21 protein-coding genes are annotated in these 18,133 nt (G+C 71.2%); 18 read left to right on the forward strand and 3 right to left on the reverse strand.

Annotated elements, in window-relative coordinates:
- The first annotated feature begins 1 nt into the window (after position 1).
- The 12 genes from RMP06_RS14185 (at position 2) to RMP06_RS14240 (ending at position 11,253) form a co-directional block, all read left to right on the forward strand.
- A complete protein-coding gene (locus RMP06_RS14185) occupies positions 2-1,846 on the forward strand; it encodes a TonB-dependent receptor domain-containing protein (protein ID WP_310462431.1) in 1,845 nt (614 codons plus the stop codon).
- A 19-nt stretch (positions 1,847-1,865) separates the two neighbouring features.
- Positions 1,866-2,423, forward strand: a complete 558-nt coding sequence (locus RMP06_RS14190; protein ID WP_310462432.1) for a bifunctional adenosylcobinamide kinase/adenosylcobinamide-phosphate guanylyltransferase — start codon at positions 1,866-1,868, stop codon at positions 2,421-2,423.
- A complete protein-coding gene (locus tag RMP06_RS14195) occupies positions 2,420-3,331 on the forward strand; it encodes an ABC transporter substrate-binding protein (protein WP_310462433.1) in 912 nt (303 codons plus the stop codon). The genes RMP06_RS14190 and RMP06_RS14195 overlap by 4 nt, the downstream gene beginning before the upstream one ends.
- Positions 3,328-4,347: a FecCD family ABC transporter permease gene (locus RMP06_RS14200; RefSeq protein ID WP_310462434.1), complete on the forward strand. Its 1,020-nt coding sequence runs from the start codon at positions 3,328-3,330 to the stop codon at positions 4,345-4,347. Before RMP06_RS14195 ends, RMP06_RS14200 begins: the two co-directional genes overlap by 4 nt.
- Positions 4,344-5,174 (forward strand): ABC transporter ATP-binding protein, encoded by an 831-nt coding sequence (locus tag RMP06_RS14205; protein ID WP_409050173.1) that lies wholly within the window; start codon positions 4,344-4,346, stop codon positions 5,172-5,174. The genes RMP06_RS14200 and RMP06_RS14205 overlap by 4 nt, the downstream gene beginning before the upstream one ends.
- Positions 5,171-5,866 carry a Dph6-related ATP pyrophosphatase gene (locus RMP06_RS14210; protein WP_310462435.1) on the forward strand — a complete coding sequence of 232 codons (696 nt, stop codon included), beginning with the start codon at positions 5,171-5,173 and terminating at the stop codon, positions 5,864-5,866. Before RMP06_RS14205 ends, RMP06_RS14210 begins: the two co-directional genes overlap by 4 nt.
- Entirely contained in the window at positions 5,863-6,144 is a 282-nt protein-coding gene (locus tag RMP06_RS14215; RefSeq protein ID WP_310462436.1) for a hypothetical protein, read from the forward strand. Before RMP06_RS14210 ends, RMP06_RS14215 begins: the two co-directional genes overlap by 4 nt.
- 7 nt (positions 6,145-6,151) lie before the next feature.
- Positions 6,152-7,168: an aminotransferase class I/II-fold pyridoxal phosphate-dependent enzyme gene (locus RMP06_RS14220; RefSeq protein WP_310462437.1), complete on the forward strand. Its 1,017-nt coding sequence runs from the start codon at positions 6,152-6,154 to the stop codon at positions 7,166-7,168.
- A 130-nt stretch (positions 7,169-7,298) separates the two neighbouring features.
- Entirely contained in the window at positions 7,299-8,825 is a 1,527-nt protein-coding gene (locus tag RMP06_RS14225; RefSeq protein WP_310462438.1) for a cobyric acid synthase, read from the forward strand.
- Positions 8,822-9,874: a nicotinate-nucleotide--dimethylbenzimidazole phosphoribosyltransferase gene (gene cobT, locus RMP06_RS14230; protein WP_310462439.1), complete on the forward strand. Its 1,053-nt coding sequence runs from the start codon at positions 8,822-8,824 to the stop codon at positions 9,872-9,874. The genes RMP06_RS14225 and cobT overlap by 4 nt, the downstream gene beginning before the upstream one ends.
- Before the next feature lie 7 nt (positions 9,875-9,881).
- Complete coding sequence (locus tag RMP06_RS14235; RefSeq protein WP_310462440.1) at positions 9,882-10,673, forward strand: adenosylcobinamide-GDP ribazoletransferase; 792 nt, start codon at positions 9,882-9,884, stop codon at positions 10,671-10,673.
- The gene (locus tag RMP06_RS14240) at positions 10,666-11,253 is read left to right on the forward strand and encodes a histidine phosphatase family protein (RefSeq protein WP_310462441.1); all 588 of its coding nucleotides are present in this window, start codon (positions 10,666-10,668) and stop codon (positions 11,251-11,253) included. The genes RMP06_RS14235 and RMP06_RS14240 overlap by 8 nt, the downstream gene beginning before the upstream one ends.
- On the opposite strand, the gene RMP06_RS14245 is transcribed toward RMP06_RS14240, so the two are convergent.
- Both RMP06_RS14245 and RMP06_RS14250 read right to left on the reverse strand, forming a co-directional pair.
- A complete protein-coding gene (locus RMP06_RS14245) occupies positions 11,175-11,612 on the reverse strand; it encodes a type II toxin-antitoxin system VapC family toxin (RefSeq protein ID WP_310462442.1) in 438 nt (145 codons plus the stop codon). The genes RMP06_RS14240 and RMP06_RS14245 overlap by 79 nt on opposite strands.
- Before the next feature lie 5 nt (positions 11,613-11,617).
- Positions 11,618-11,851 carry a hypothetical protein gene (locus RMP06_RS14250; RefSeq protein ID WP_310462443.1) on the reverse strand — a complete coding sequence of 78 codons (234 nt, stop codon included), beginning with the start codon at positions 11,849-11,851 and terminating at the stop codon, positions 11,618-11,620.
- Positions 11,852-11,941: 90 nt separating this feature from the next.
- Between RMP06_RS14250 and panD the strand changes: the two genes are divergently transcribed.
- The 6 genes from panD to RMP06_RS14280 are packed head-to-tail and all read left to right on the forward strand — an operon-like array spanning position 11,942 to position 17,440.
- Entirely contained in the window at positions 11,942-12,337 is a 396-nt protein-coding gene (gene panD / locus RMP06_RS14255; protein ID WP_310462444.1) for an aspartate 1-decarboxylase, read from the forward strand.
- A 17-nt stretch (positions 12,338-12,354) separates the two neighbouring features.
- A complete protein-coding gene (gene bioA / locus RMP06_RS14260; RefSeq protein ID WP_310462445.1) occupies positions 12,355-13,758 on the forward strand; it encodes an adenosylmethionine--8-amino-7-oxononanoate transaminase in 1,404 nt (467 codons plus the stop codon).
- Complete coding sequence (bioD, locus tag RMP06_RS14265; protein WP_310462446.1) at positions 13,748-14,395, forward strand: dethiobiotin synthase; 648 nt, start codon at positions 13,748-13,750, stop codon at positions 14,393-14,395. Before bioA ends, bioD begins: the two co-directional genes overlap by 11 nt.
- Positions 14,392-15,618 (forward strand): 8-amino-7-oxononanoate synthase, encoded by a 1,227-nt coding sequence (gene bioF / locus RMP06_RS14270; RefSeq protein WP_310462447.1) that lies wholly within the window; start codon positions 14,392-14,394, stop codon positions 15,616-15,618. The genes bioD and bioF overlap by 4 nt, the downstream gene beginning before the upstream one ends.
- Entirely contained in the window at positions 15,615-16,616 is a 1,002-nt protein-coding gene (gene bioB, locus RMP06_RS14275; protein ID WP_310462448.1) for a biotin synthase BioB, read from the forward strand. Before bioF ends, bioB begins: the two co-directional genes overlap by 4 nt.
- A 17-nt stretch (positions 16,617-16,633) precedes the next feature.
- On the forward strand, positions 16,634-17,440 hold the full coding sequence (locus tag RMP06_RS14280; protein WP_310462449.1) for a cobalamin-binding protein: 807 nt from the start codon (positions 16,634-16,636) through the stop codon (positions 17,438-17,440).
- Positions 17,441-17,458: 18 nt separating this feature from the next.
- On the opposite strand, the gene nth is transcribed toward RMP06_RS14280, so the two are convergent.
- Positions 17,459-18,097 (reverse strand): endonuclease III, encoded by a 639-nt coding sequence (gene nth, locus RMP06_RS14285; protein WP_310462450.1) that lies wholly within the window; start codon positions 18,095-18,097, stop codon positions 17,459-17,461.
- Positions 18,098-18,133 lie beyond the last annotated feature (36 nt).

Consider the following 18,133-nt stretch of genomic DNA (forward strand, 5'->3'; position numbering starts at 1 on the left):
TATGACCTCCGAATTCCGGGCCGCTTCGCTGCCCGCCGCGCTGTGCGCGTTCTCCCTCCTGTCGAGCGCAGTCTGGGCGCAATCCAGCCTGCCCACCGTGGTCGTCACGGCCACCCGCACGCCAGTGCGCGCTGACCAGACCGTCGCCGATGTCACTGTGCTGACCCGTGAGGATCTGGAGCGCGCCAACGGCCGCACCCTTGCCGAGGTGCTGGCCCAGCAGCCTGGCATCCAGCTCACCGCCAACGGCGGCCTCGGCAAGACCAGCTCGGTCTTCATCCGCGGCCTGGAGGCGCGCCACGTGCTGCTGTTGGTCGACGGTGTGCGCTACGGCTCGGCCACCGCCGGCATGCCCGAACTCGACAACCTGCCCCTGGGCGACATCGACCGCATCGAGATCGTGCGCGGCCCGCTGTCGAGCCTGTACGGCAGTGACGCGGTCGGTGGCGTGGTGCAGGTGTTCACCCGCCGCGCCAGCGCCTCCGAGGGCACCCGACTGAACGGCGCCGTGACGACCGGCAGCCACCGCTACGGCCAGGCCAGCGGCGGCGTCAGCTTCAACGATGGCGTCTGGAGTGGCGCGGTGCAGGCGTTGCACACCGAAAACCGCGGCTTCTCGGCCACCAACGCGCGCGCCGAATTCGGCAGCTACAACGCGGACGTGGACGGTTTCCACCAGAACGCGGCTAGCGCCCACCTGGGGCTGAAGCTGCCGCAGGGCTGGCAGGTCGGTGCGCATCTGCTGAGCGCCGACGCGGTGTCCGGCTACGACGACGGCCCCGGTGCCGACGCCAGATCCGGCCTGCGCACCCGCGTGCTGTCGGTCGACACCTCGGGCGAGGTCACCGCCGGGTGGCGCACACAGGTCCGCGTCGCCCGCAGCGCCAACGACTACGAGACCCTCGCGTCCGCTTCGCCGTATTCGGACCTGGGCACCATTGCCACCGTGCAGCAGCAGCTGAGCTGGGACAACACCATCAGCCTGCCGGTCGGCACGCTGCTGGTCGTCGCCGAACACCTCAAGCAGAAGGTGACCAAGCCCGCCGGCAACTACGACATCACGAACCGCACGGTCAACAGCCTGGCCCTCGGCTACCACGCCACGGTCGGCCTTCACACCGTGCAGGCCAGCCTGCGCCACGACCGCAACTCGCAGTACGGCAACCCGACCACCGGCACCGTCGGCTACGGCCTTGCGCTGATGGACGGCCTGCGCGCCACCGCGCAGCTCGGCACCAGCTTCGTGGCACCCAGCTTCAACCAGCTCTACTGGCCGTCCTACGGCAATGCCTTGCTGGAGCCTGAAAAGGGCAAGCACGCCGAAGTCGGCCTGCGCTACACGACCGGCGAACACCAGTTCGGCGCGACCGTGTTCGGCAACCGCATCCGCGGCTACATCACCCAGGGCGCCAACCCGGTCAACCTGCCGTACGCGCAGAGCAATGGCGTCAGCGTCAGCTATGACGGCCAGCTCGGTCCGGTCAAGGTCGGTGCCGCCGTGGACCACGTGACGCCGAAGAACGACACCGACGGCAGTGCCAACCAGGGCAAGCTGCTGCAGCGCCGCGCACGCAACGCCGCCAAGCTGAATGCCGATGTCGATCTGGGCGCCTGGACAGTCGGCGCTGGCCTGCAGGCCTACAGCCACCGCTTCAACAACACCGCCAACACGCAGCGCCTGGCCGGCTACGGCACGGTGGACCTGCATGCGCAGTGGCAGTTCGAGCGCGACTGGGCGCTGGGCGCACGGCTGAACAACGTCACCGACAAGGCCTACGAAACCGCGCTGGGCTACAACCAGCCGGGTCGCGAGCTGTACCTGACGCTGCGCTACGCGCCGCGTTGAACGCAGCGGCGGCCGGGTCATGCATCCCCTGAGCGAGTTCATCCTCGGCGGCCAGCGCAGCGGCAAGTCGCGCTGCGGTGAAGCGCGTGCGGCCGACTGGCTGGTGCAGCCCGGCCACCGTGCCGTGCTGCTGGCCACTGCGCTGGGGGGGGACGACGAGATGCGTGCCCGCATCCAGCGGCACCAGGCCGACCGCGCGGTGCGGGTGCCGGCGATGGCGCTCGACGAGGTGCCCCGCGACCTCCCCGACGCCATGCGCCGGCACAGCGCGCCCGACTGCCTCGTGCTGGTGGACTGCCTCACGCTGTGGCTGACGCAGTGGCTCATGCCGCTGGAGGGCGAGCCGGTCGGTGACGCCACCTGGCTCGCCGTGCTGGCCGATCTGGACGCGGCGTTGCGGGCGGCGCCCGGCCCCGTCGTGCTGGTCTCCAACGAGATCGGTCTCGGCCTGGCGCCGATGTCCCGCGAGGCGAGGCGCTATGTCGATGAACTTGGGCGGCTGCACCAGCAGGTCGCGGCCCGCTGTCCGCGGGTGACGCTCATGGTGGCGGGGCTGGAAATGGCGGTGAAGCGATGACCCGGAGCCGAACCCCGTACCGCACCTCGGCACACTGGGCGCTGGCCGTGGCCTTGTCCCTTGGCTTCGCCGTGCTGGCGCGGGCTGATGTCATCGTGCGCGATGACCGTGGCGCGACGATCAAGCTGCCCGCCCCGCCGCAGCGCGTCATCACGCTGCTGCCGTCGTTGACCGAAACCGTCTGTGCGCTGGGGTTCTGCGAACGGCTGGTCGGCACCGACCGCTACTCCAACTGGCCCACCAGCGTGCCCGCGCTGCCCAAGCTTGGCGGCATGGACGATGCACAGGTCGAGCGCATCGTCGCGTTGCGGCCCGATGTCGTGCTGGCGGCGCGCTCGACCCGGGCGGTCGAGCGGCTGGAGTCGCTCGGGTTGACCGTGGTCGTGCTGGAGCCGCGCAACCAGACCGAGGCGAGGCGCATGGTCGCCACCGTGGCCACGCTGATGGGCCGCCCGGAGCAGGGCGGCGTGCTGTGGGCGCGCATCGACCAGCAGGTGCAGCGGGCGGTGGCACGCGTGCCGGCGGTGCTGCGTGGCCAGAAAGTTTATTTCGAGGTCGATGCTGCGCCCTACGCGGCCGGCAGCGTCTCGTTCATCGGCGAGCTGCTGGCGCAGCTGGGGCTGGGCAACATCGTGCCGCCTGCGCTCGGGCCGTTCCCGAAACTCAATCCCGAATACGTCGTCAAGGCGCAGCCCGACCTGATCATGGCGGTCGAACGCCACCTGAACGACATGCCGCGCCGCCCCGGCTGGGCGACGCTGAAAGCCCTGCAGACACGCCGCACCTGTGCCTTCGACGCCGCGCGCTACGACATGCTCGTGCGCCCCGGCCCGCGGCTGGGGGAAGCGGCCGAGCTGATCGCCGATTGCCTGCAGGCGCTGCCCCCCGCGGAGCGCGGCACGCCGTGAGCGCACACGAGCAGCGCCGCCGCACCCGCCTGGCCTGGGCGCTGGCGCTGGTCGCGTGGCTGGGTGGCGTGGCCGGGCTGGTGGCGGGCAGCGAGGGCTGGAGCCTCGCGGCGTTCCGCACCACGCTGACCGATGGCTCGGCCGACCTGATCCTGTGGCAGATCCGCGCCCCGCGCACGCTGGGCGCCTGGCTGACCGGCGCGCTGTTCGGGCTGGCCGGCGCCATCGCGCAAGGGCTGTTCCGCAATCCACTGGCGGATCCCTATCTGCTGGGCTCGGCGGCGGGGGCGTCGCTGGGGGTCGTGCTGGTGCTGGCGGCGGCCTCGATGGCCGGAGTCGGGATGAGCCTGGCGACGGCCGAACTGCTGTCGCGCTTCGGGCTGGTCGCGGCAGCGTTCCTGGGCGCGCTGGTCGGGGTCGGGCTGACGCTGTCGCTGGCGCGTGGCGCCCAGCACACGACACGCCTGCTGCTGGCGGGCGTCGTCGTGGGCGTCGTGCTCGGGGCACTCAACGACCTGCTCACCACGGTCTCGCCGGAGGCCCTGCGCGGCAAGCAGGCCTTCCTGCTGGGCACGACCGGCTTTCTCGGCTGGACAAGTTGTGTGGTGCTGGGGGCTGCGCTGCTGCTGGTGCTGCCCCTGGGCTGGCGGCTGTCGCGCGTGCTGGATGCGCTGACGCTGGGCGAGGACAGCGCCGCGAGCCTCGGGCTGGCGCTGCCGCGCCTGCGGCTGGTGCTCGTCGTGCTGATGGCGCTGGCGACCGGCACCGCCGTGGCGCAGGCCGGCATGGTGGCGTTTGTCGGGCTGGTGGCGCCGCATCTGGTGCGGCGCTTCGTCCACGCGACCCATGGCTACCGGCTGGTGGCCAGCGCGGCGATGGGCGGTGCGCTGCTGCTGGTGGCCGACGTGCTGGCGCGCACGCTGATCGCGCCGCAGGAGCTGCCGGTGGGCGTGCTGACCGCCGTGCTGGGCGGCTTCTACCTGCTGTGGCTGCTGCGCCGCCAGGAGATCGCGTGAGCACCTCTCCCACCCGTCATGCCCGCGAAGGCGGGCACCCACCCTTGTCCGCCACGGACGTGGAAGTCCGCCTCGGCGACCGCCCGGTCCTTTGCGGCATCACCCTCGCGTTCGACCGCGGCTGGACCGCCATCGTCGGCCCGAACGGCGCCGGCAAGTCCACGCTGCTGCGCGCACTGGCCGGTCTGCAGCCGCTGGCGGCGGGCGAGGTGACACTGGCCGGTCGTCCGCTCGGCCAATGGTCCGCCCGCGACCGCGCCCGCCAGCTCGCCTGGCTGGCGCAGCAGGCCGAGGCGAGTGGCGAACTGACGGTGCGCGATGTCGTTCACCTCGGTCGCCTGCCGCAGCTCGGCCTGTTCGCCACCCCCGGCCCCCAGGACGAGGCCATCGTCCAGCAGGCCATGCGCGACACCGAATGCCAGTCCTGGCAGCACCGCCGCCTGTCCGAACTCTCCGGCGGCGAGCGCCAGCGGGTGTTCCTCGCGCGGGCGTTGGCGGTGCAGGCACCGGTGCTGTTGCTGGACGAACCGACCACCCACCTCGACCCGCCGCACCAGGTCGCGCTCGTGCGCCAGATGGCGCAGCTCGGCCGCACGCAGGTGGTGATCAGCGTGCTGCACGACCTGAGCCTGGCGCTGGCTGCCGACCGGCTGGTCGTGCTCGCCGCAGGGGAGGTGCGGGCGGTCGGAGGCTGCAGCGATCCGGCGGTGCAGACCGCGCTGGTCGAGGTCTTCGGCGGCGCGATCCGCATCGAGCGGGTGGGCGGCCAGTGGGCGGCACTGCCACAACTGCAAGGCTTCAAGGACGAACGAGGACGGACCCCATGACCCCCCTGAAAAAGACCGCCATCAGCTGGAGCGCCGGCAAGGATGCCTGCCTGGCGCTGCTGCGTGCCCGCGAGACCGGCCACGACGTGACGACCTTCCTGACGATGTGCGAGGCCGACGGCTTCAGCAAGTCGCATGCACTGCCGCCCGCGGTGATTGCCGCGCAGGTCGCGGCCTTCGGCGGCGTGTGGCGGCCGGTGGCCGTGCCGGACGGGGTGCCGGGCGCCTATGCGATGGGGTTCAACGCCGCGCTGCAGTCGCTGCACGACAGCGGCCACACCCACATCGTCTTCGGCGACATCGACCTGCAGGCGCACCGCGATTACCTGGAGCCGGCCTGCGCGCAGATCGGCCTGGTGCCGGTGTTCCCGCTGTGGGGTGAGCCCCGTGGGGCGTTGGCGCGCGAGATCATCGCCCGTGGCATCCGGGCCCGGCTGGTCTGCGTCGACGTGGGGCGGCTGGACGTGCGCTTCTGCGGTCGGGACTACGACGCCGCCTTGCTGGACGAACTGCCGGAGGGCGTCTGCCCCTGTGGAGAGGATGGCGAGTTCCACACCGTGGTCGTCCATGCGCCGGGGATGTCCGCGCCGCTGAGGCTGGTGAGCGACGGACGGCGCCAGGCGGCCTCCCGCCCCCCGATGCGCCCGACGACCTTCGTGTTCGACGATCCGAGGCTGGTGGACACCCCGTGACGCTGCCCGACCTCGCCACCGTGCAGGCGCCGTGGTCCGTGCTGCAGGCCGGCGCGCTGCTGCTTGCCTGGGCGCTGGGCGCGATGGCGTTACGTCTGGACATCTGTCTGCGCAAGCCGGGGGTCTATGCTCTGCAACCCCGGGGCCGAGCACCCGAGGCTGCAGACGTGGAGACCGCGCTGCGGCATACCCAGTCGGCCGTCCGGTGGTGGATGACCATGCTCGCGGGTGGCTGGCTGGGGTGGGCGTTGATGGGGGCGGCCGGGGGGCCAGCCTGAACAGCACATGACGTCGAGCAAGGACCACCACGACCTCGTGCACACGCACGGGGGGCCGGACGCCCTGGGCGTGCCGCGCTGGGATTTCTCCACCAACGCCAACGCCTGCGGGCCGGCGCCGATGGCGCTGGAGCAGGTGCGCCAGGTCGACGTGCGGCGCTATCCCGATCCGGGCTACGCGGCCCTGCGGCTGCAGCTCGCGCGGCTGCACGGGGTCGAGCCGGTGCGCGTCGTCGTCGCGGGCAGCGCCAGCGAGTTCATCCGCCGCATGAGCCTGGCGATCGCGCTGATCCACCCGGGGGCGCGCGTGCGGGTGCCGGACTACGCCTACGGCGAATACGCGGCGGCGGCCGAGGCGCTGGGCCTGCGCCCGGTGCGCGAGATCGACGATCTGGACGCCCAGGATCCGCCCTGGCTGATCTGGCACACCGAGCCGGGCAGCCCGATCGGCGACGCCCGTGCCGCACCGCCGTTCAATCCGAGCGAGTCGGTGCTGGTGGTCGACCGGGCCTACACGCCGCTGCGGCTGGACGGCGAGGCGCCACCGGTGCCCGACAACGCCTGGCAGCTCTGGTCGCCGAACAAGGCGCTCGGGCTGACCGGCGTGCGCGGCGCCTACGCGATCGCCCCGGCGCGCACCCCCGAGTCCGCGGCGCTGACCCACTGGCTGACGGAGCGGCTGGCCGCGCTGGCGCCGTCGTGGCCGCTGGGCGCGCACGCCGTGGCGATGCTGCAGAGCTGGGCCAGCGACGAGGCGCAGAGCTGGGTGCGCTCCAGCCTGCACATCCTGCGCAGCTGGCGCCGCCAGCAGATCGAGCTGTGCCAGAAGCGCCTGGGCTGGACTTGCCTGACTAGCGTCACGCCGTACTACATCGCCCGCTGGGGCCAGTGGACGGCGGGCGACGATGCCGATTCCGACCCGCTGCACCCGTCGCGCGTGCTGCCGGAACTGCGCGCGGTGGGCATCAAGCTGCGCGACTGCACCTCGATGGGCCTGCCCGGCTGGGTGCGCGTGAGCGTGTAGCCGCCGCCGTCGCAGCAGGCGCTGGCGCTGCTGTGGCGCCAGACAGTGGGCGACGGGGGCTTTGTGCCGACGGTGCGCCAGTCGGGCTTCCAGAGCCTGTCCACGTATTGAAACGATTGAAGTCAATGAAATGAGCAAGCACATGGCACGCGCGGTGATGGTCCTGGGCACCACCAGTGGTGCCGGCAAGAGCTGGCTGGCCACGGCGCTGTGCCGCTGGTATGCGCGCCGTGGGCTGAAGGTTGCGCCGTTCAAGGCGCAGAACATGAGCAACAACGCCCGCGTCGTGCCCGGCCCGGACGGCCGCATGGGCGAGATCGGCAGCGCGCAGTACTTCCAGGCGCTGGCCGCCCGCACGCTGCCCGAGGTGCGCCAGAACCCGGTGCTGCTCAAGCCCGAGGCGGACACACGCAGCCAGGTGGTCGTGCTGGGCGCCGTGCGGCACGACCTGGGTGCCGTGCCGTGGCGCGAACGCAGCGAGGCGCTGTGGCCGTTCGCCCGCGACGCGCTGCACGCGCTGATGGCCGAGAACGACGTCGTGGTCATCGAGGGCGCCGGCTCGCCCGCCGAGATCAACCTGCACAGCAGCGACTTCGTCAACATGCGCACCGCGCTGGCCGTGGACGCGGCCTGCCTGCTGGTGACGGACATCGACCGCGGCGGCGCCTTCGCCCACCTCTATGGCACGCACCAGTTGCTGCCCGCCGAGGAGCGGGCACTGATCCGCGGCTTCGTGCTCAACCGCTTCCGCGGCGATGCGGCCTTGCTGTCCCCTGGCCCGGAGCAGCTCGAAGCGCTGACCGGTGTGCCGACAGTCGCCGTGCTGCCGATGTGGCGCGAACATGGGTTGCCCGAGGAAGACGGCGTGTTCGATGACCGCAGCACGGGCGGCGCCTCGTCGGTCCGGCCGCTGCGCGTGGCGGTGATCGCCTACCCGCGCATCAGCAACCTCGACGAGTTCCAGCCGCTGCGCAACCTGCCGGGTGTGCGGCTGGTCTGGGCGCGGGGTCCGGCGGATCTGGACGGCGCGGACTGGGTGGTCCTGCCCGGCTCGAAACACACCATGGCCGATCTGGCCTGGCTGCGCGCGCAGGGGCTGGATCTGGCGGTGGCGCGCCACGCGGCGCAGGGCGGGGCGGTGCTGGGCATCTGCGGCGGCCTGCAGATGCTGGGCGAGGCGCTGATCGACCTGCACGCGGTCGACGACCCGCTCGGCGGCAATGCACCGGGCCTCGGCCTGCTGCCGCTGGTGACCGCCTTCGACCCGGACAAGCTGCTGCAGCCGACGCAGGCCCGATTCGCTGCACTGGCCGAACCGTGCGGCCCCTGGGCGGCGCTGTCGGGTGTCGTCTTCGAGGGCTACGAGATCCACCACGGCCGCACGGGCCAGCATGCCGATCTGCCGGCTGCCACCGAGGCGGTGCACAACGCTGCGGGCGAGGTGCTGGGCTGGCAGCAGGGCGCCGTGCTCGGGCTGTATGCCCACGGTCTGTTCGAGTCGCCCGCGGTGCTGCGCGCGTTCTTCGGCGCCGAGGTGCGCACGCTGGACGCCGTGTTCGACGGCCTCGCCGATTTCCTGGACCGGCACGTGCCCGAGGGCGTGCTGATGTCCCTGCTGCAGCAAGACAACAACGACACCGAAAAGGAACCCCGATGACAGCACCTGCACTCCCCATCCTTCCCGCCATCGACGACCTGCACGACACGGCACTGACCACCCGCGTGCAGACCGCGCTCGACCAGAAGACCAAACCACAAGGCTCGCTCGGCCGCCTCGAATCGCTGGCACTGAAGCTGGCGCAGATCCAGGGCCGCGACCTGCCTGCTCTCGAACACCCGCAGATGATCGTCTTCGCGGGCGACCACGGCTTGGCAGTGCGGGGTGTGTCGGCGTTCCCGAGCGACGTGACGTGGCAGATGGTCGAGAACTTCCTGGCCGGCGGCGCGGCGGTCAGCGTGCTGGCGCGTCAGCACGGGCTGGCGCTGACGGTGGTGGACGCGGGCGTGAAGCACGAGTTCGCGCCGCGCCCGGGCCTGCTTGCCCGCAAGATCGGCTGGGGCACGGCGGATGCGCTGGAAGGTCCGGCGATGACGGCGGCCGAATGTGCGGCGGCGGTCGAGACCGGCGCGGGTGTCGTGCGCAGCCTGCCGGGCAACGTGGTGCTGTTCGGCGAGATGGGCATCGGCAACACCTCGTCGGCCTCGCTGCTGATGGCGCGGTTGACGGGCGAAGCCATCGACCGCTGCACCGGCCGCGGCACCGGGGTGGACGGCCCCGCGCTGGTGCGCAAGACCGAGATCCTGCGCAAGGTGCTGGCCCGCCACGAAGCGGCCACGGCGCCGCTGGACGCGCTGGCGGCGTTCGGCGGCTTCGAGATCGCGATGCTGGTCGGCGCCGTGCTGGAGGCGGCGGCGCAGCGGCGGGTCATCGTCGTCGATGGGTTCATCGTCAGTGCGGCGGTGCTGGTGGCGGCGCGGCTGTCGGCGAACGTGCTGCAACGCTGCGTGTTCGCGCACCAGTCGGACGAGTCGGGCCACCGGCTGATGCTGGCGCGCCTGGAGGCCGAGCCGCTGCTGAGCCTCGGTCTGCGGCTGGGCGAGGGTTCTGGGGCGGCGCTGGCGTGGCCGCTGCTGGAGTCGGCCTGCCGCATCCTGGCGGAGATGGCGAGCTTTGCTTCGGCCGGCGTCAGCGACCGCGCGGACTGAGCCGTCGATGCGCTGGCTGGTCCACGAGTTGCGCCTGTTCTTCATCGCGCTGCAGTTCTTCACCCGCGTGCCGGTGCCGGCCTGGGTGGGTTGGCAGCCGGACTGGATGCACCAGAGCGCGCGCCACTACCCGGCGGTCGGGCTGTGCGTCGGCGCGGTCGGGGCGGCGGTGCTGGCGCTGGCGGTGCCGTTCTGGCCGTTGCCGGTGGCGGTCGGGCTGTCGATGGCGGCAACCGTCTGGATGACCGGCGGCTTCCACGAGGACGGGCTGGCCGACACCTGTGACGGCCTGGGCGGCGCGGTCAGCCGCGAGCGGGCGTTGACCATCATGAAGGACTCGCGGCTGGGCAGCTACGGCGCGCTTGGACTGGTCGGTGTGCTCGGGCTGAAGGCGGTGACGCTGCACGGGATCGTGTCGGTCGGGCTGCTGCCGGCGGTGGTCGCCACGGTCTGGGTCCACGCGCTGTCGCGGGTCGCGCCGGTCGTGCTGCTGTGGGTGTTGCCGTATGCGGGTGATCCGGAACACGCCAAGGCCAAGCCGATGGCGCAGCAGATTTCCGGCCGCGGGCTCGTGGTCGTGCTCGGCTGGGCGGTCGCTGTCAGCGTCGTGGCGGTGTGGATGCTGGACGATCTGCGCCCGGTGCTGGCGGGCCTGTTCGGGCTGGCGGGCATGGTGCTGTGGTGCGGGCGCTGGTTCCATGGCCGGCTGGGCGGGTTCACCGGGGACACGCTGGGCGCGTCGCAGCAGTTGAGCGAACTGGCGGCGCTGCTGGGCTGGCTGGCGGTGCTGCATGGCTGAACTCTGGATCTGGCGCCACCCGAAGCCGGTTGGCGCGGTGGGCCGCTGCATCGGCCAGACCGACCTGCCGGTCGATCCGCGCCGCGCCAAGCGCCTGGCGCACCGCATCCGCCGGACCGCCCGCCGCGAGGGCTTGCCCCGCGAGATCGCGTCCTCGCCGCTGCGGCGCTGTGCGGACGTGGCACGCTGGTTGCGGCGCTGGGGCTGGCGACACCACGTCGATGCGCGGCTGCTGGAGCTGGATTTCGGTGCCTGGGACGGCCAGCCGTGGACCGCGATCCCGCACGCCACAGTGGCCGCCTGGGAAGCCGATTTCACCGACCATGCGCCCGGTGGGGGCGAGTCGCTGGGCCAGTTGCGCGTCAGGGTGAACGGGTACCTTGGCGCCTCTGCCGGTGCGCCAACGCTGATCGTGGGTCACGCGGGCTGGATCAATGCGCTCAGGACAGTGGGCCGTGAGGTGGTGGCGGTCAGTGACTGGCCGGTGCCGCCCCGGTATGGTCAGTTGACGGTCTGGAACGGCACGTCTGGCAGCCAGCCGATCTGCCCGAGCCCGGACGCACGGGCCTTGTCGAAATAGCGCCGGTCGGCGGTGATGAAGGTGGCGCCCGGCGTGTCGAGCGCGACCGCGTGATAAAGCGTATCGAACAGATGATGATTCAACCGCACCGACAGATCGAGCGCCGTGGCCAGGTGGTCGGTCGGTGCCGTGTAGCGAATGTCCATGAGGCCGAGGTGGGCGACATCCCCGGTTGCACCACCGGGATCGAGACGCGCCAGCACAGCGGCCACTTCCGCCGGAAAATGGGGCGGCTGCAGCATCGTCACCCGATCAGCCCAGATCGCCCGCAGCAGCGCCAGCGCCTGATCGATGTGGTCCTCGCGCTGCGCCCAGGTGCCGCGGACGAACCACTTGATCGCCACGCTGGCATCGACCACGCAGATCATGGCCGGCCTTCGTCGCGGGCGGCCTGGAACTGTGCTTCGCTGACCTCGGGGGCCTGTCCATGCGCGGCCAGCAGGTGCTCGATGGTCTGGCGGTGGCGCTGCTTGCGCTGGGCGCGCTCGACGGCCTCGCGCATCAGTGCGGCGATGATGGCGCTCTTGTTTTCCGAAGCGAAGGTGGCGTTGAACGCCGCTTTCACGTCGTCCGGCACGCTGAAGTTGACCGTGGCCATGTGGGGAAATTGTCGGCTTGTTGAAGATTTCAACATTATGATCCGCCCCGCTTTCCCAGGCACCCTGAACACCCCGAACCTGCCCTGACCATGTTCCGCACTCTCCTCAAATCCAAGATCCACCGCGCCACCGTCACCCACTGCGAGCTGCACTACGAAGGCTCCTGCGGCATCGACGAAGACCTGCTGGACGCCGCCAACCTCTGCGAGAACGAGCAGATCCACGTCTGGAACATCAACAACGGCGAGCGCTTCGTCACCTACGTGATCAAGGCGCCGCGTGGCAGCGGGATCATCTCGCTCAACGGTTCGGCCGCCCGGCGTGCCAGCACGGGTGACCTGGTGATCCTCGCTGCCTTCGCCCAGGTGCATGAGGAGCAGGTCGCCACGCACGCGCCCAAGCTGGTGTTCATGGACGGTCAGAACCGCATCAAGGAACTCCGCGCCCATCCCGAAAACCCGCCGCAGGTTTCCCCGCTGCGCTGAACCCGGTGCCCGACCCCATGAGCCTGAACGACGACTGGCGCGCCCGCAGCCTGCGCGCGGTGTGGCACCCCTGCACCCAGATGAAGCTGCACGACGGCACCCCCGGTCACCCCGGCCTGCCGCTGATTCCCGTGTCCCGCGCCGAGGGTGTCTGGCTGCACGACCATGAAGGCCGGCGTTACCTCGACGGCATCAGCTCGTGGTGGGTCAACCTGTTCGGCCACAACCACCCGGCGCTGGTGGCGGCGCTGGTCGATCAGCTCGGCCGGCTTGACCATGTGATGCTCGCCGGCTTCACGCACGCACCGGTCGTCGAGTTGTCCGAGCGGCTGGCGGCGCTGACCGGGCTGGGCCACGCCTTCTACGGCAGCGACGGCGCCTCGGCGACCGAGATCGCGCTGAAGATGAGCGCCCACTTCTGGCGCAACCAGGGCCAGCCGGGCAAGTCGCGCTTCGTCGGACTGGCCGGCGGTTACCACGGCGAGACGGTCGGCGCGCTGGCCGTCACCGACATCGCGATCTTCCGCGAAGCGTATGCGCCGCTGGTGCGGCTGGCGGCGACGGTGGACAGCCCGGATGCCCGCGACGCCCGTGACGGCGAATCGGCGGTGGACGTGGCCGAACGTGCCGCGCAGTCGCTGCAACGCTGGCTGGCCGGGCACCACGCCGAGACGGCCGCCGTGATCGTCGAGCCGCTGATCCAGTGCGCCGCCGGCATGGCGATGCACGACGCGCATTACCTGCGGCGCGTGCGGGCGCTGTGCGACCAGTACCGGGTCCACCTCGTCGTCGATGAAATCGCGGTCGGCTTTGGCCGCACCGGGACGCTGTTCGCGCACAGCCAGGCCGGCATCCGCCCCGATTTTCTCTGCCTCTCCAAGGGGCTGACGGGCGGGATGCTGCCGCTGTCGGCGGTGCTGACGACGGACGAGGTCTACGCGGCGTTCTACGACGACACCGTGGCCCGAGGCTTCCTGCATTCGCATTCGTACACCGGCAACCCGCTCGCCTGCCGTGCCGCGCTGGCCACGCTGGACCTGTTCGAGCGCGAGAACGTGCTGGCGCGCAACCGCGTGACGGCGGCGCAACTGACCGAACGCCTCGCCCCGCTGACCGCACATCCCCGTGTCCGGCATGCGCGCCAGCTCGGCATGGTCTGGGCCTGGGACATCGAGACGACCCTGCCCGACTTCGCCCACCGCTACAGCCGCCATGCGCTGGCGCACGGGCTGCTGCTGCGCCCGATCGGGCACACGCTCTACGCCATGCCCCCGTATGCGATCGACGCGGCAACCGACGACCGCTCGGGCGCCTGGCTGGCCCGCGGCGCGCTGGCGGCCTTGAATGACACGCTGGCCGAGGAGGGCGCAGCGACCGTGCTGCACCCTGCCCATGCAGCGGGGGCGATCGATGCAGTCTGAACTGGGCTCGCTGTTCGTCATCGGCACCGACACCGGCATCGGCAAGACCCACGTGGCTGCCCACCTGCTGCGCGGTTTCGTCGCGGCCGGCCACCGCGCCGTGGGCATGAAACCGATCGCCGCCGGCACGGCGCCCGACGATGACGACGTGCTGCGGCTGCGGGCGGCGTCGAACGTGGTGGTGCCGGCCGAACTCGACAGCCCCGTGCGCCTGCCCGAGCCGCTGTCGCCGCACCTCGCTGCGCAGCGTGCGGGCGTGGCCATCGCGCTGGAACCGATCGTCGCCGCGTGCCGTGAACTGCAGCGCCGGGCGGATGTGGTGGTGGTGGAGGGCGCGGGCGGGTTTCTCGTGCCGCTGGATGATCGCCCGGACGGTGGGCTGGTGACGGGCGCGGATCTGGCCGAGGCGCTGGGCCTGCCCGTCGTGCTGGTCGTGGGCCTGCGGCTCGGTTGCCTGAACCACGCGCTGCTGACGGCCGAGGCGGTGCGCGCCCGCGGGTTGACGCTGGCGGGCTGGATCGCCAACCGGATCGATCCGGACATGCCCTGCGCCGACGACAACGTGGCTTTCCTGCGCCGACACCTGGCCGCGCCGCTGCTGGCGGACCTGCCGTTCCATGCCCGATCGACCCCATGACCGAACCTGAACCTGTTTCCTCCTGGCTCGACGAACTGCCCGCCCGCCTGCAGGCGCTCGACGATGCCCACCTGCTGCGCCGCCGCCGCGTCGTCCGGCCGCTCGGCGACGGCTACCTGAGCGTGGACGGCGAGCGGCTGCTGGCCTTCTGCAGCAACGACTACCTCGGCCTCGCGGGCGATCCGGCGCTGGTCGAGGCGGCCTGCGCGGGGGCTCGGGCCTACGGCGTCGGCTCCGGTGCTTCGCCGATGGTCAGCGGCCACAGCGCAGCGAATGCGGCGCTGGAGGACGAGCTGGCCCGCTTCGTCGGGCTGCCGCGGGCGCTGTATTTCTACGCCGGTTTTGCCACCAACGCCTCGGTCATCCCCGCGCTGGTGGGCGAGGGCGACGCGCTGTTCTCGGACGCACTGAACCATGCCTGCCTGATCGACGGCGCCCGGCTGTCGAAGGCGACCATCCACCGCTTCCCGCACGCCGACCTCGACCACCTCGCCGCCCAGCTCGCCGCCTGCACCGCCCGGCGCAAGCTGGTGCTGAGCGACGCCGTGTTCAGCATGGACGGCGACATCGCCGACGTGCCGCGCCTGCTGGCGCTGTGCGAGCGGCACGACGCGCTGCTGCTGCTCGACGACGCCCACGGCTTCGGCGTGCTCGGCCCGCAAGGGCGCGGCACGCTGGCGCGCTTCGGCCTCGTGGGGCCGACCGCCTCGCGCCGCGTGCTCTACATGGCCACCCTCGGCAAGGCGCTCGGCGTGGCCGGTGCCTTCGTCGCGGGCGAGCCGACGCTGATCGAATGGCTGCTCCAGAAAACCCGCAGCTACACCTTCGCCACCGCCGCGCCCGCCATGCTGGCCGAGGCGCTGCGGGTCAGCCTGCGCCGCGTGCAGCACGACGAATGGCGCCGCGTGCGGCTGGCCGATCTCGTCGCGGCGCTGCGTGGGCGGCTGCACACCGGGCTGGCCGGCACCGGCTGGCGCCTGCTCGACTCGCCCACGCCGATCCAGCCGCTCATCGTCGGCGACAACGCCACGGCGCTGGCGCTGATGGACGGCCTGCGCCAGCGTGGCCTGTGGGTGCCCGCCATCCGCCCGCCGACCGTGCCCGCTGGCACCGCCCGGCTGCGCATCGCCCTGTCCGCCGCACACACCGTCGCCGAGGTCGAGCGCCTCGCCGATGCGATCATCGAACTGTCCCCCCGAATTTCTCAGGAGCCCACTGCATGAGCCTCGCCACCCCCCAGCCCGTCACGCTGATCTGCCCCGCCAAGCCCCTCGCTCCTGCAGCCAACGCCCGCTGGAGCGTCGCGCAGATCGAGGCGCTGTTCGCGCTGCCGTTCAACGACCTGCTCTGGCAGGCGCAGCAGGTGCACCGCCAGCACTTCGAGGCCAACGAGGTGCAGCTCTCCACGCTGCTGTCGATCAAGACCGGCGGCTGCCCCGAGGACTGCGGCTACTGCCCGCAGTCGGTGCACTACGACACCGGCGTCGAGGCCAGCAAGCTGCTCGACATCGACGCCGTGCTCTCGGCCGCCACCGACGCCAAGGCGCAGGGCGCGACCCGCTTCTGCATGGGCGCGGCGTGGCGTGCGCCCAAGGACCGCGACATCGAGAAGGTCGCCGAGCTGGTCTCGGGCGTGAAGGCACTCGGCATGGAGACCTGCTGCACGCTGGGCATGCTGAGCCAGACGCAGGCGCAGTCGCTCAAGGACGCCGGCCTCGACTACTACAACCACAACCTCGACACCGCTCCGGAAGCCTACGGTCGCATCATCACGACCCGCGACTACCAGGACCGCCTCGACACGCTTGAACATGTCCGCAGCGCCGGCATGTCGGTCTGCTGCGGTGGCATCGTCGGCATGGGCGAGAGCCGCACCGAACGCGCCGGCTTGGTCGCGCAGCTCGCCAACCTGGCGCCGTACCCGGAGTCGGTGCCGATCAACGAGCTGGTCAAGGTCGAGGGCACGCCGCTGGCCGATACCGACAAGCTCGACCCGTTCGAGTTCGTGCGTACCATCGCGGTCGCCCGCATCACCATGCCGACCGCCCGCGTGCGCCTGTCCGCCGGGCGCGAGCAGATGAGCGAGGCGATCCAGGCGCTGTGTTTCCTGGCCGGCGCGAACTCGATCTTCTACGGCGACAAGCTGCTGACCACCGGCAACCCGCAGTCGGCGAAGGACCGGGCGCTGCTGGACCGGCTCGGCATGACGACGACTGCCTGACCCCCGAGGCCCCCGCCATGCCCGCCGACCTGTTCCCCCGCCGCATCGTCTGCCTCACCGAGGAGACGACCGAGACGCTCTACCTCCTGGGTGAGGAACACCGCATCGTCGGCATTTCCGGCTATACGGTGCGCCCGCCGCGAGCCCGGCAGGAGAAGCCGCGGGTCTCGGCCTACCTCACGGCCAAGATCGACAAGATCCTCGCGCTGGAGCCGGATCTGGTGCTCGGTTTCTCGGACCTGCAGGCGGACATCGCCAGCCAGTTGATTCGCGCCGGGGTGGCCGTGCACGTGTTCAACCAGCGCAGCGTTGCCGAGATCCTGCGGATGGTCGCGATGGTGGGGGCGATGGTCGGCGCGCACGAGAAGACCGCCGCGCTGCTGGCCGAGCTGCAGGCCGGGTTGGACGACGTGGCGGCGATCGGCCGGACGCTGCCCCGGCGCCCGCGGGTCTACTTCGAGGAGTGGATGGACCCGATCATCACGGGCATCGGCTGGGTCAGCGAACTGTCGGCGCTGGCCGGTGGCGAGGAATGTTTCCCCGAGCTGGCCGGGAAATCGCTTGGCAAGGACCGCATCGTCGCGGATCCGCTGGAGGTGGTGCGGCGCTCGCCGGACGTGGTCCTCGGTTCGTGGTGCGGGCGCAAGTTCCGGCCGGAGCAGGTGATGGCGCGGCCCGGCTGGGAAGCGGTGCCGGCGGTGGTACACGGGCAGGTGTTCGAGATCAAGTCGAGCGAGATCCTGCAGCCCGGCCCCGCTTGCCTCACCGACGGTGTTCGCCAGATCCAGCGGCGCCTGCTGGACTGGGCGGCGCTGCACGCCTGAAACGGCGCTGACGCAGCGTCATGGCGCGGGCGTCTTCGGCTGGAAGTCGCAGCAATCCGCCACCGCGCATTCCCAGCAGCGCGGCTTGCGCGCCTGGCAGACATAGCGCCCGTGCAGGATCAGCCAATGGTGCGCATCGACCCGGAACTCGGCCGGGATGCGCTTCAGGAGCTGCATCTCGACGGCGTACGGCGTCTTGCCCGGCGCCAGCCCGGTGCGGTTGCCGACGCGGAACAGGTGCGTATCCACCGCACAGGTCGGCTCGCCCCAGGCCACGTTCAGCACCACGTTCGCCGTCTTGCGCCCGACCCCCGGCAGGGCTTCCAGCGCCTCGCGGCTGCGTGGCACCTGCCCGCCGTGCTGCGCCAGCAGGATCTGGCTCGTGGCGTACAAATGTTTTGCCTTGTTGCGATAAAGACCGATGGTGCGGATGTGCTCCTCCAGCCCTGCGACGCCCAGCGCCACGATCTGGCGCGGCGTGTTGGCGACCGGGAACAGCCGGCGCGTGGCCTTGTTGACGCCGACGTCGGTGGCCTGCGCCGACAGCAGCACCGCAGCGAGCAACTCGAACACCGAGGTGTATTCCAGCTCCGACGCCGGGTGCGGATTGGCGTCACGCAGCGTGACGAAAAAACGGTGGATGGCAACGGGCGTCATTTTTATCGATTACGGATCCCCGGAAGTCGGGGATCT

Origin of the sequence: Sphaerotilus sp. (assembly GCF_031429695.1) — a bacterium.
Taxonomy (GTDB): domain Bacteria; phylum Pseudomonadota; class Gammaproteobacteria; order Burkholderiales; family Burkholderiaceae_C; genus Sphaerotilus.

Coding starts and splice junctions, on each gene's coding strand:
- RMP06_RS14185 (WP_310462431.1), top strand. CDS start 2: ATGACCTCCGAATTCCGGGCCGCTTCGCTGCCCGCCGCGCTGTGCGCG.
- RMP06_RS14190 (WP_310462432.1), top strand. CDS start 1,866: ATGCATCCCCTGAGCGAGTTCATCCTCGGCGGCCAGCGCAGCGGCAAG.
- RMP06_RS14195 (WP_310462433.1), top strand. CDS start 2,420: ATGACCCGGAGCCGAACCCCGTACCGCACCTCGGCACACTGGGCGCTG.
- RMP06_RS14210 (WP_310462435.1), top strand. CDS start 5,171: ATGACCCCCCTGAAAAAGACCGCCATCAGCTGGAGCGCCGGCAAGGAT.
- RMP06_RS14220 (WP_310462437.1), top strand. CDS start 6,152: ATGACGTCGAGCAAGGACCACCACGACCTCGTGCACACGCACGGGGGG.
- RMP06_RS14225 (WP_310462438.1), top strand. CDS start 7,299: ATGAGCAAGCACATGGCACGCGCGGTGATGGTCCTGGGCACCACCAGT.
- cobT (WP_310462439.1), top strand. CDS start 8,822: ATGACAGCACCTGCACTCCCCATCCTTCCCGCCATCGACGACCTGCAC.
- RMP06_RS14235 (WP_310462440.1), top strand. CDS start 9,882: ATGCGCTGGCTGGTCCACGAGTTGCGCCTGTTCTTCATCGCGCTGCAG.
- RMP06_RS14240 (WP_310462441.1), top strand. CDS start 10,666: ATGGCTGAACTCTGGATCTGGCGCCACCCGAAGCCGGTTGGCGCGGTG.
- RMP06_RS14250 (WP_310462443.1), bottom strand. CDS start 11,851: ATGGCCACGGTCAACTTCAGCGTGCCGGACGACGTGAAAGCGGCGTTC.
- panD (WP_310462444.1), top strand. CDS start 11,942: ATGTTCCGCACTCTCCTCAAATCCAAGATCCACCGCGCCACCGTCACC.
- bioA (WP_310462445.1), top strand. CDS start 12,355: ATGAGCCTGAACGACGACTGGCGCGCCCGCAGCCTGCGCGCGGTGTGG.
- bioD (WP_310462446.1), top strand. CDS start 13,748: ATGCAGTCTGAACTGGGCTCGCTGTTCGTCATCGGCACCGACACCGGC.
- bioF (WP_310462447.1), top strand. CDS start 14,392: ATGACCGAACCTGAACCTGTTTCCTCCTGGCTCGACGAACTGCCCGCC.
- bioB (WP_310462448.1), top strand. CDS start 15,615: ATGAGCCTCGCCACCCCCCAGCCCGTCACGCTGATCTGCCCCGCCAAG.
- RMP06_RS14280 (WP_310462449.1), top strand. CDS start 16,634: ATGCCCGCCGACCTGTTCCCCCGCCGCATCGTCTGCCTCACCGAGGAG.
- nth (WP_310462450.1), bottom strand. CDS start 18,097: ATGACGCCCGTTGCCATCCACCGTTTTTTCGTCACGCTGCGTGACGCC.